Consider the following 12343-nt stretch of genomic DNA (forward strand, 5'->3'; position numbering starts at 1 on the left):
GTATTATAAACGTAAAATTTTAATGACTTGACAGATAAGACACATATAAGATATTAAAAATATTGAGTCCATTTGCTGAAACTGTAAGTTTCTAGCAGATGAAGCAGTTGTAAGACTGATAATTACAAAGGAAATAATTATGCCTTCACAAGGTACTGGCGCTCACGTTGAACCGCGTTCACTTAAGCCTTCTATTGACCTCGCTACAGTCATAGAGTTACTGGCTCAGGCTATTTCTCCCAGCAGTAATCAGGCAAATACTAACCAGCTAAGTCCTAAAGGGATGCAGTTGTTTGAATTTGATGACAAACAAAATACACGCCTGAGAATACGTACTTCAGCCGTAATGTATCGCTTATTTACACAAGCTAAGTTTAAAGAGGCTTTTAACCCTGCTAACGGTGGAGGGTTTATTCAAAATTTATCGATGCCTGCAAATGGTAATAGGTCGCGTGTTGGCGGGTGTTTGAGTGATGGCAATGCTACAAAGTTACCGGGTGCAATAGACAGATTAATGGCTGCCATTGATGAGGCACTAAATCATGCCGTAACTTCTGACAGCTTATTATCAACATTGCTGTTAGATGAACCTGATAAGCAACTCAAAAAACTGGCTGAAAAAGCAGGTACGTCTTTCCAGAATATGCCTAACGCTGGCAACCTCGTCCACATAGCATTTAAAGCAGGAGACACTAAAGATAGCAAGTCTGTGGCGACAGTTATTTCTGCACGCGAAAGAGTTGAAAATACTGATTATTTTGAGCAAATGTGCAGTGCTGCCGCACAATCTTTGAAAGATGAACGCGACAATGATGAAGATGATGTTGATTCATCGATCGCAACTTTAGAAGAGGAGAAAAATCGATACGATAGCCAAATTCAGCGTTTTTTAAACTTTATAGACGATGAAGCATTGTCACGAGTCCGATTAACGATTAGTTTTCGGATTATGGAGGCGATCGCAGAAAATTCCCAATCAATCAATCAACTAGATTACCAACTTTTAGCAGAATATGTCAATCGAATACTCATTTTAGTGACATCTGCTCAAGAAGAAGACTATACGTTTGATTTAACGGCTCATTTTGGTAGTGCGGCTGAATTCGACTTGGCTGATGAACTCAGTAAAGCAACCTTTTATTATTGTCTAGCTGTTTGGCCTGAGTGGAAAACTCAAATTTTTGAGAAAAAGACTGACAATCAAGTTGAGCGTGAAGTATGTTACCGTTTCCGGGTCAATGGAGACAACCCAGAATCAGGTAAACCAGCTTTTGAAGTACGAATTGAGAAAATCAAAGAATATTTATTTAGTGATGATGAATCTTCCTTACAGAAGCCTTGGGAACTTCGTCGTCGTTTAGCTCAACTCATTTTTTTGGCAGTCGTTATTCCTAAAAAAGATGAACTCTCGCTAACTAAAGAATCACTAATCAATGTAGTGAATGAACTCCGAGTAAATTTTCAATCGCAGGGTAAAGACGCTATTCGCCAGACTTTAGAAGAATTACAAGAACGCTCAGAGTCAATGAAGTTGATTGCTAAAGCACTGACGAAAGTATTGCGAGACAAAAGCCAAAAAGTCATATCCCAAGTTAAAAATCGCTCCTCACAACAATTCATCTGTGTTAAAAACAGCATTATTAATTGGGATCGGCTAGAAGGAGCAACACCAGGTGTGAGAAAGTTGCTTGTCGAGCCACAACAAAATTCCAGCGAACAGGTTGAATGGTTTAAACACATTCAAATTTGTGAGCAACCAGCACAATCTCTATTTTCGGTTAAGGTTACTACCGAGCTTTCGGAATATGACTTAATAGCTAAAGGCGAACACAGTCAAATACGAGCCAAGCGTTTATTGTCGCAGAAACTCCTCCAAGTTTGTTGGGTTCCTCGTTCTTGGCAGAAGGGACAAGATGGGAAACTAACCTATGAGCTTTCTACAAATGCTTCTCAATTTGCTGGGTGGGCATTACCAGCAGCAATCATAGTGGAATACGATGTTGAAACTGTGAAGCGGCGAGCAAATACAAAAAACGCTGAGGAAAATAAGCAGTATCATGCAGCCGCAGTCACCGCCTTTGCTGTGCTAGTTTACTGCTGTTTATGGCAGATCATTACACGATTGCAAAAACGTGGTCAGAAGGAAAAGTTGGTTGACTTTACAACCTTAATGCTGCGGTTGCAAGAAACAGGAAAACAATTAGATGAAGATAAGGACAAGAGCGGTGATGCTTATGTTTATGCAGCCGCCCAAACCTTGGAAGCCATATTAGGCGAAGATACCCCTATCCGAATGCAGGGGCTTATTCTAGAAAATCTGGCGAAACAATCCAAAAAAAACCAAGATTTTATTAAATCAGGGACTTTTAAAGCCTTATTAAGTGCATTTCCACTTTGTATTAGTTGCCCAAATTCCCATTCTGTCCCCAAGATTGGTTTAATTTCTTACGCGAGTCGTCCTTGTAATGAGGGTAATTTTCCCAATGATGAAGAAAAGGCATATCTTTTTCTGACTCAGAGTTATATTGCTACATCAGTTAATGAACCGTTTATAGGTTATGAACTCAAAAGAGAACGGATGCAGTCTGATGTGCTAGATTCTCCAGAACAACTGAAAACACAACGCCTAGTTCAAGAAGAAATTCGTCACCTCAAAACCCAAGGATGTCAGCACATTATTTTATTAGCTCATGCCTATGGCGATCGCCGCATTAATCGAGCCGCAGATTATAATTCTTCTTTAATCCCTACAGAGTTTTTAGAAGAAGTCTTTCAAACATTTCCTAATCTCAACATTTACCCAATGGTAAGGGATGTATTTCCTGCTACACGTCTGCGCGATCGCCTGCCCAATGAAGCAGCATTTGAAATTTTGCAAGCTGAAGACCATACAAGTTTCTGGAGTTCTGTTGCGACTTCTGAAGATTTTCGTGATTTTATTCCGGTTTATACCTTTGCGACACTTTATGCTATTCAAGCAGATGAGCGCATACAATCTGGTTTCTGCATTTATTTTCTGGTTTCGGATACAAAAGTTCGCAGCCTTAACTCGATTCAACGCGCTCGTCAGCATTTGATCGATCCTGATTTAGACTCTCCTATTCATCCCTGCTTACTAAGTGTATTGCGGGGTTTGCATTTTATTGAAGCTGAACGAGGTGCGAACAAAAAAGGTCAACTTATCCCAGTTCTAGACCCATTTAGTTGGATATCGCCTAATACAGTTGAAGAGGCTGGTGAAGTCAAAGTTCTTCATACCCGCCGCAAAGGACAGGTATTACTTAATTATCGCGCTGTACTCACCCACGTTTCTCAAGTTCTGCACAGAAAATAATGGAATTATCTTTTTTAGAACAAGCCTCTATTTGGGGGCAGGTATTTGAAATCGCTGTCAAACGCGGTGTTTTACAACAGTTAATTCACCAAAAATTACTCTTGCAAGATAATAAGGTTTTCCAGCTTTGGCAATCTCACAAAAATAAAGATATCTCCCAACAATTGGTAAAAGCATTCAAACTGACAGATGCTAATACTAAAGAATGGGTAGAGACAATGCTGCGTCATCTGCTGGTACTCGGCTATGGTTTAGGTTGGACAGCAATGCGTGAGTGTCTCAACCACAGTCAAATTAGAAAACCTGAACTCAAAGCAATTTGGTGTCCGTTGACATTTCCAGGACAGCAGATGCAACGGGATGAAGAAAAAGAAGCGACAGCAAAAGCATTTCAAGAAACTTTCAACATACCAGGAAAACCAGATGAGAATTTAGTTAATCGAGGACAACCAGCCAGAGCCGATTTTATTTTATGGTTGTCTAATGAATATATCCCCCAAAGAAATACCGAGCAAGAGAAAGTAATATCCTCTAAAGACTTTAAAACTGATTTCTCTCAGCCAAAAGATTTAAAACGCAAAAAAATTGAGAACTTAATTATCTGCTTGGAATTTTCGTATAACGCACCCATCAAATTTGCAGATTTTCAACATGAAACGCCTCACAGCGAAGAAATGAGTCGCTATGCACGTTACATGGAATCACGAGGGGTTTTCTCTAGAGTTTGTGCAGAGGTTAAGGGTGAAGAATTTTCGCTTTCTAAACGGTTGGAAAGTTTTCTTTCTGCATTTAGTGGTCAAGATAAACCATTATTTAAGCTTTGTCAGGCATCATCTTATACAGATCGTCTGATTCATGAGTTACGCAAGCATCAACTATTAGAAGGAAGTTGTCATGCTAGAGCAATGGCTGTTACATCCAATGGTATTGAAAGTCTTGCTGCTCATTTCTGGGGTGTAGAACCAGATACTAGAGCCGAGTTAATGAAATCATTGGGACAAGCATATCGTCAGGCTAAACATTCAAAAGATGATGTGCCACTCGATCTATATGCAGAAATTGGTTTAGTGTTCAGAAAGCTAGTGCGATCGCTACCGTCTGCTTTTAAAGAACAAGCACAACATCTAGCTGAAAACCAAACTCTAGGTCAATACTCTCACTTTCTATTTCAGGAGAATGTGACAGACTTCTACAACCCAATGGATGAAATTAGCAAGGCTGAGGCGATCGCATCTATTGAAGACCACGACGCATTACATGAGTTTTTTGGCAGCAACCCAATTACACAAATTGCTAATTTTGTCAATGAAATCAATCCTGACCAGGAAACAATTCGTCTACGAGAAGTACATGAGGCAGCAGTTTTTGCTGGTATCACTGCTGCTCAAGTTGGTAAGATTAACGTTCTAGCTTTGGAAGGAAATCCCGGTATTGGTAAAACTACTGCTGTGATGAAATTTCTCAAACAGCAAAAGCAGCAGGATCGAGGTTTCTTGTTTTTGTATCTCAGTCCGCGAGTTGTCATTAATCGAGATGTCACCGACAAACTTGCTAGAGAAAACAAGCAACCCACTGGGATATTAACCATCACTAGTAATAAAAATTTGATTGATGCAGCTCCCGAATGGTATAAGAAACAGGTTCAGCAAAACAATTTTCCACCTCACAATATTGATAGTGCTGTTGTTGTTGATGGTATTGAAAACCTCATACCTCCTCCTAGCAATATCTTCTTCCTCACTCCAGAACAAGAACTTGATATTGATTGCAATATAGTCGGTTCGACTCGGTTTAAACGCCGTCTCAACGAAAGAGATTACAGCATAGAATCTCTTTACAGTCCTGGTGTATTGGGTACGATAGCAAAGTCAGCCCAAGTATTGCTCAAAGCTAACTCCCAATTGAATCAGCTGGTAATGACTGCCGCCATTCAAGGTTATCGAACACTCAACGATCAATCAACCACAGTTAATGCCTTCAACAATTTGTTTGTACACAAAGATATCAGTAAGAAGCTTGCAAAGAAGGAACGTTCAGATTTTGCAGCCCGGATTCCTACCATAGTTGTCATGGTGGATGAACTCGCTGGTGATGGTGCAGGAGCGCCCTTTGTCCGTAAGTTAGCAGAATGGTTGGAACAGCAATTTATTAAACCGTTTGATACAAATTCATCTCCATTTAAAATTGTGCTGATTCTGGCTGATGCTTCACTCAGCAATGAAGTTGTGTTGGATAGCTTTTTGAACTCAGGCGATCGCGCTCCTGATAAAGTTTTAATTAGTCAAAGTCGAAGGGAAGCACCTTTTCGGGTGACAGGGAGTGATAGAAGAACTGGCTTAAAATACCCAACGCTACACGTTATGACAAATAGCTACCCCGCCAGTAAACTCAGCATTGATTACAGTATTAGACTTTCTCCCATTAAACCAGGTCAAAATAGCGACGGTACAGAGCAGACAATTAGACAAGCAATTCGAGAAAAATCAGAAGAAGAAACGCTAACAAATGCCTACTTAGAAATTAAGGATGGGTTACACAAGGGAGCAGAGCAGTTGATTTTCTTTGCTCAGGATAAAGCTTTTCTACGTCAATTGCTGGAAAAATTGACCAGTGGTAAAGAAGCTCTCCTAAACAGGGAAGATGTGGAGGTTTTGGATCAAAGTGTATCACCTGATCAACGATTGAAATTAGTCAAGCCGCCACGACGCGATGAAGTCCGAGTTTTATTGATGACTTCTTCAGGTGCAAGAGGTGTTTCTTTCCCGAAAACAGATTGCATTATAGCTGCAATTCCCCGATTTAATATCGAAGCCGCTTTGATGGAAGTCGCGCAATTAATTTATCGAGGTCGAGGAATGTATACACACCCAGAAACCGGAATGCCAGTTTCTGGAGATAACAAAGCAAGACGCTTAGTTATGCTCATCAATGATTTCATCATTGAAAGAGAGGATATTGACCCTAAAAGACTATGGTTGCGTCAGTCAAGTGATTTATTAACTTTGCTGGTAATGTTACGCTCTACAATTCATACTCGCATTAAAGGCGATGCAGGACTTAATAAAAATAGAATTGCATTTGTACCTGTTGGCTCTGTTGGGGATGAAGAATTGTTGCGCTTAATGTCTGATGATTTATTAGATTTCTTGCGTGAAGCTAAAGTTTTTATCAGCGATAGTCATCCTCAAGAAGCAAAAGCAATTGTTAAAAGGGCGGAACAGTTATCTACAAGCATCTTTAAACATTTTGATTTGAGAGGTCAATCATCAGAAAAAAATGCTAAGTCCTATGCAAATTATCAAACTTTACAAGCTTTAGTTAAATCTGTCTCTAGGCCTCAGAGTTCTTTATTGCCATCTTTAGATAATGATGCCCTAGAGATACCTGATAGTCTAACTTGTATAGGCCCTTTTTGGATAGAAGATTGGAGCGATCGCAAAACTGAAGAAATATTTAGTTTTGAAGCGTGGAAATCTGACATTAAACACAATAGCAGTCGTCTTTTAGGCTCACTAAAAGAAATTGCTGAAAGTAAAAAAATCAAATTTCCCTCAAAACTCAAACGTCCTGCTAACGAATTATATAAACTGTTGAGTCGGGAACAAGAAGGATTTGTGATTGAATCTTCCACAATTCAAGCGTTGAAAACCAGAAATATAGTTATTGGCTTACCTCTAGACTATCCCCATTTCTGGAATGAACAATCAGAAGATGACATCCGCCAACAAGTATTACAAGATCCGCAAGCTTGGAGAAGTGCGCTAGGACGTTCTCTAACTCCTCAAGGCTTAGTCATACCCGTCATACCTTACTATCGAACATTTCCTTGGGTAGCTGTGGCAGGTAGACGGATTTTTACACAATTAGAAACAGTTTTTAGTGATCGCTATTTTATGGCATCCAATGAATTAAATCTTCTTAATACAATCTTGCTAGAAGATGAAGCAGAGTAAAATTTTTAGAAAAATGGGGAATTTGCTAGGACGTGTCATCAATTAAGCCAAATAACAGAAGCAGCAAGATAAATTGCCCCAAGAAAATTGTGAGCGCGTTTATCGTAACGAGTGGCAATGCCTCGATATTGCTTGAGTTTGGCAAAAAAGTTTTCAATGAGATGACGGGCTTTGTACAAGTGCTGATCATAGTCACGAGGACAATGACGGTTGCGTCTGGGAGGAATGACTGCGGTTTTGCCCAAGGTCTGGAGCCGTTCAACTACTCGTTGGTCAGCATCGTAGCCTTTATCGGCTATAACTGTATCAGCCAGAATATCAGGTAGCAATTGGTCGGCTCCATCAAGGTCGCAAGCTTGACCTGGTGTCAGATGAAATGCAAGTGGGTTTCCTAAAGCATCAACTACAGCATGGATCTTGGTACTGAGTCCGCCTTTGCTGCGACCGATGGCTTCAGTCGTTGCCTCCCCCCTTTTGCGCCCGCACTGTGCTGATGGGCGCGGACAATTGTCGAGTCTATCATCGCATATTCGTTGTCGGCATCATCTGCCAAATGCTGAAACACTTTCTCCCACACACCTGTTTTTGACCATCTACTAAAGCGAGTGTGAATCACCCGACAATCTCTAAATCTTCCTGGTAAGTCACGCCAGGGTATGCCGGCTCGGTAGCGATATAACACTGCTTCGACAAACAATCGATTATCTTTAGCTGTTACTCCCACATACCCCTCTCGTCCTGGTAGTAGGTCTTTGATTCTTTCCCACTGGTCATCCCGCAGTGCATATCGGCGCGTCATCGTTTTTTAGAGTGTTTATTCTTTCAGCAGTTCTCATTCCACTTTACCTAATTGATGACACGCCCTAGTGTTTATTTAATAATTAATTTGACTAGCTGATCAACCAGGCGATCGCGTTCCATTGGGACAATATCGCCACTGTGCAGAACATCTCGCAGGATGACAAAATGAATGAGGGTTCCCATAAAGGCTCGTGCTGCAACTTCCGGATCTGGTAGTTCTAGTTCAGGGTGAGAAGCTAGATATTGTGTCATTGCTTCCAGTATCGGTTTTTCAATATTTTGCACAAATGCGCGTGCTAATTCTGGAAAACGCCCTGACTCACCAATAATAATCCGCAAAAATGTCAGAACTTGTGGATCATCGGCAACATTATTCAGCATCTTGTTTGCCAAGGATTTTAAGAAAGCAGTGACATCGCCTTGTGCAGATTGAAGTTGAGTTGAATTAAAAAGCTCTTTTTTGCAAGCTAATTGCTGCATGAGTCCTGTAAATAAGCTTTCTTTATCAGGAAAGCGCCGATAAATTGTCGCTTTAGAAACGCCCGCCGCTACAGCAATTTTATCGATTCTGGCAGCCGCATAGCCGTGTTCTAAAAACTCTTGCATTGCTCCATCTAAAATAGCTTCCGTCTTTTCTGGAGATAAATCGCGCTCAACACTTTTGGATTTCATTGCTTAATGGCTGCAAACAGACTAGCGAATACCTGATAAGACTCACGCAGCGAGAAAAATCTAGGGGTTTGTAGATGGGCAAAACTTATACACCCTTATACCAATTCATAATTCATAATTTGTAATTAAGAAAGTCAGATATGGCATGGTTTTCGGCGTTTGAATGTGTTGCCTCATTTTAGAGAATTGGTATTATACCCCTACACTCAGTCTTAACAGAGTGTTTTTCTGCGTGAGTTTTTTTAGTAATTCACCTAATTTCCAGTATACCCTTGACAAGACGAAACTGTTTCGTTTAATTTCAAATAGACGAAACAAAACAGTTTAGTTTTACAAGTTAATATCAAGAGATTAGGGGCTTGCGAAATGCTGCAAAACTTACCAGCCAAAGCTTCTTCAGCTACAGTTCGTCAATGGATGGGGTTAGGTGCAACGGCGTTGATTGTTGCGGGTGGGGTTTCTGCCTATCTACTATCCCAATCGCCATCAAAGCCACAGATAGAGAATCAAAACGCCGTCATCATTTCACCGCAAATTACCACAGTGACAGCCTTGGGGCGGTTAGAACCTCAAGGAGAAATTATTAAGTTGTCAGCGCCGACAGCAAATAACGGCAATCGGGTAGACCAATTGCTAGTGAAACAAGGCGATCGCGTCAAGATAGGACAAGTAATTGCAATTTTGGATAGCCGCGATCGCCTGTTTGCAGCCTATCAGCAAGCTCAGGAAGATGTGAAAGTTGCCCAAGCCAAAATGGCAATTACCAAAGCCGGAGCGAAAACTGGAGAAATCAATGCTCAACGTGCAGAAATAGCGCGTCTGGAAGCACAGCGCTTAGGTGATATTGATGCTCAAGCTGCAACCGTCGCGCGGTTAACCTCAGAGCAAACAAATGCCTTGAGACAGTACAACCGCTATCAATCTTTGTATGAACAGGGCGCACTTTCAGCGTCAGATCGAGACAGCAGACAATTAGCTTTAGATACCGCACAAAAAAGTTTGCAAGAAGCACAAGCCGTACTAGAACGGATTCAATCAACTAGTCCCGCGCAACTCAATCAAGCCAGAGCGAATTTAGAGCGAATAGCAGAAGTCCGTCCGGTGGATGTGAAACAAAACCAAGCCGAAATTGATCGGGCGATCGCGGCGATGAAGCAAGCCAAAGCCGAACTCGATCAAGCTTATGTGCGATCGCCCATGAATGGGGAGATTTTAGAAATTCATACCCATGCAGGCGAAGTAGTTGGCAATGATGGCATTGTGGAAATTGGGCAGACTCAGCAGATGTATGCAGTTGCCGAAGTTTATCAAAGCGACATTAGTAAAGTTAAAGTCGGGCAAAAAGTGCGCATCAGTAGTGATTCTATCTCCGGTGAACTACTCGGAAAAGTAGAACGTATTGATTCTCAAGTCAAACGGCAAAATGTTGTCAACACCGACCCCAGCACCAATATTGATGGCCGGGTAGTAGAAGTGCATATCGCCTTAGATGGTGCATCCAGTAAAAAAGCCGCTAAATTTACCAACTTGCAAATTACAGCCGAAATCGAACAATGATTGCATTTATCGAGCAATTTCAACGGCGGACACCCCTAGGATGGCTACAACTCAGCAAAGAAACAGGCCGTCTTCTCGTGGCATTATCAGGCATTGCTTTTGCTGATGTGTTGATGTTTATGCAGATGGGTTTTCAAAGCGCTTTGTATGATAGCAACACAAAACTCAGCCGCAGCTTGAATGCAGATATTATATTAGTTAGTCCCCAAGCGCGAAATACTCAAAATTTGGGTACATTTTCCCGCCGACGTTTGTATCAAGCCAAAGATATTCCCGGAGTCAAAATCACACAAGCGTTTTATTCCAACACAATTACTTGGAAACATCCAGAAACGCGCAAAGATACATCCATGCAAGTGATCGGTTTTTCTCCCGAACAACCTGCATTAAACTTGCCAGAAGTGAATGAGCAATTAAATAAAGTTAAGCTCCCAGATAGAGTTTTATTCGATCGCAATTCTAGAGGAAATTATCAACAGGCGATCGCGCAAGTTGAGCAAGGAAAAACTGTCACCACGGAAATTGAGCGTCGGACAGTGACCATTAGTGGATTATTTACATTAGGCGCATCTTTTGGCGCTGATGGAATTTTAATTGGTAGTGACCAAACCTTCTTGCATTTTTTCCCCCGCAGAGAAGCAGCCAGCGTCAACTTAGGATTAATCAAGCTCAAACCTGGATATGATTCCCAGCAGGTAGCTAAGGAATTAGCCGCTTATCTTCCCAATGATGTGAGAGTTTTCACACATCAAGAATATATCACCTTTGAAGAAAGTTATTGGCAAAAAGAAAGTCCTATTGGATTTATTTTTGGCTTGGGAACAGGGATGGCATTTGTCGTAGGTGTGGTGATTGTTTATCAAGTTCTTTCTACTGATGTTAACAGTCACTTAAAAGAATATGCCACCTTCAAAGCAATGGGATATCGTAATCAATATTTACTCACGGTAGTTTTTGAAGAAGCAATTATTTTGGCATTTTTAGGCTTTATCCCCGGTTTTATTTTACCCATTGGACTTTATCAATTAGCAGCCAATGCCACTGCTTTACCCATTGCCATGAACCTTTCTAGAGCAACAATGGTGTTGATTTTAACGATTATTATGTGTGGCATTTCTGGAGCGATCGCAACTCGTAAACTCCAATCTGCTGACCCTGCTGATATGTTTTAAGCAAACAAACTGCTGAGTAAAAATATTACTTTCTATCCAGCCTCATTTTTATCAATCTTTGTGTAACCAATTCTTGACCGCTATTTAATATGATGACTAAAGAAGCTGTCATTTCTATTCAGAATCTCAACCATTACTTTGGTAAAGGTCAATTACAAAAACAAGTTTTGTTTGATGTTAACTTAGAAATAAATACTGGCGAAATTGTGATTATGACAGGGCCTTCTGGTTCTGGTAAAACTACCTTACTCACCTTAATTGGGGGACTGCGTTCTGCTCAAGTTGGTGGAAGTTTGAAAGTTTTACAACAAGAACTTTGTGGTGCTAATGCAGCAGAATTGACTTTAGCCCGTAGACACAACGGCTATATATTTCAAGCACATAATTTGCATAATAGTTTGACAGCTATCCAAAACGTCAGGATGGCTTTAGAATTACATAATAATTTGTCAGTGAAGCAGATGCTAGAGCGTTCAGCACAAATGCTGGACTTAGTTGGCTTAGGTCATCGTCTGAACTATTATCCTGATGATTTGTCTGGAGGACAAAAACAAAGAGTAGCGATCGCGCGGGCTTTAGTCAACAATCCACAAATCGTTCTGGCTGACGAACCAACCGCCGCCTTAGATAGTAAATCTGGACGAGATGTTGTCAACTTGATGCAGACATTAGCCAAAGAACAAGGCTGCACTATCTTACTGGTAACTCACGATAATCGAATTCTGGATATTGCCGATCGCATTGTCTATATGGAAGATGGCAAATTAACTAATAATTCTGTTATGAGTTTAGCTTCGTGAATTAATTGTTTCATGCAGAGTCGCTCCAGGTGCAGAGAGGATCAGAAGTTTGAG

The 12343-nt window shown here is 40.9% G+C and carries 7 protein-coding genes; 5 read left to right on the plus strand and 2 right to left on the minus strand.

Annotated features, from left to right (window positions below; translation table 11 throughout):
- The first annotated feature begins 139 nt into the window (after positions 1 to 139).
- Both NCWK1_RS01625 and NCWK1_RS01630 read left to right on the plus strand, forming a co-directional pair.
- Positions 140 to 3334: a hypothetical protein gene (locus tag NCWK1_RS01625; RefSeq protein ID WP_103123477.1), complete on the plus strand. Its 3195-nt coding sequence runs from the start codon at positions 140 to 142 to the stop codon at positions 3332 to 3334.
- Positions 3334 to 7287, plus strand: a complete 3954-nt coding sequence (locus NCWK1_RS01630) for a helicase C-terminal domain-containing protein (protein ID WP_103123478.1) — start codon at positions 3334 to 3336, stop codon at positions 7285 to 7287. The genes NCWK1_RS01625 and NCWK1_RS01630 overlap by 1 nt, the downstream gene beginning before the upstream one ends.
- A 38-nt stretch (positions 7288 to 7325) precedes the next feature.
- Here the strand turns inward: NCWK1_RS01630 and NCWK1_RS01635 are convergent.
- Together NCWK1_RS01635 and NCWK1_RS01640 are read right to left on the minus strand one after the other, a co-directional pair.
- Positions 7326 to 8086 (minus strand): IS5 family transposase gene (locus NCWK1_RS01635; RefSeq protein ID WP_422730829.1). Its coding sequence is split into 2 segments (ribosomal slippage): positions 7326 to 7762 and positions 7762 to 8086, totalling 762 coding nucleotides; the frame shifts between segments, so codons are not numbered across the junction.
- Positions 8087 to 8157: 71 nt separating this feature from the next.
- Positions 8158 to 8760 (minus strand): TetR/AcrR family transcriptional regulator, encoded by a 603-nt coding sequence (locus tag NCWK1_RS01640; RefSeq protein ID WP_096581943.1) that lies wholly within the window; start codon positions 8758 to 8760, stop codon positions 8158 to 8160.
- Between the two features lie 366 nt (positions 8761 to 9126).
- On the opposite strand from NCWK1_RS01640, the gene NCWK1_RS01645 reads away from it, so the two are divergent.
- The 3 genes from NCWK1_RS01645 to NCWK1_RS01655 all read left to right on the plus strand — a co-directional run bounded on the left by NCWK1_RS01645 (position 9127) and on the right by NCWK1_RS01655 (position 12289).
- Entirely contained in the window at positions 9127 to 10317 is a 1191-nt protein-coding gene (locus tag NCWK1_RS01645) for an ABC exporter membrane fusion protein (RefSeq protein WP_103123479.1), read from the plus strand.
- On the plus strand, positions 10314 to 11489 hold the full coding sequence (devC, locus tag NCWK1_RS01650; protein ID WP_103123480.1) for an ABC transporter permease DevC: 1176 nt from the start codon (positions 10314 to 10316) through the stop codon (positions 11487 to 11489). Before NCWK1_RS01645 ends, devC begins: the two co-directional genes overlap by 4 nt.
- A gap of 92 nt (positions 11490 to 11581) precedes the next feature.
- The gene (locus NCWK1_RS01655) at positions 11582 to 12289 is read left to right on the plus strand and encodes a DevA family ABC transporter ATP-binding protein (protein WP_096581937.1); all 708 of its coding nucleotides are present in this window, start codon (positions 11582 to 11584) and stop codon (positions 12287 to 12289) included.
- Positions 12290 to 12343: the final 54 nt, after the last annotated feature.

The sequence above is a fragment of the Nostoc cycadae WK-1 genome, assembly GCF_002897135.1.
GTDB lineage: Bacteria > Cyanobacteriota > Cyanobacteriia > Cyanobacteriales > Nostocaceae > Nostoc_B.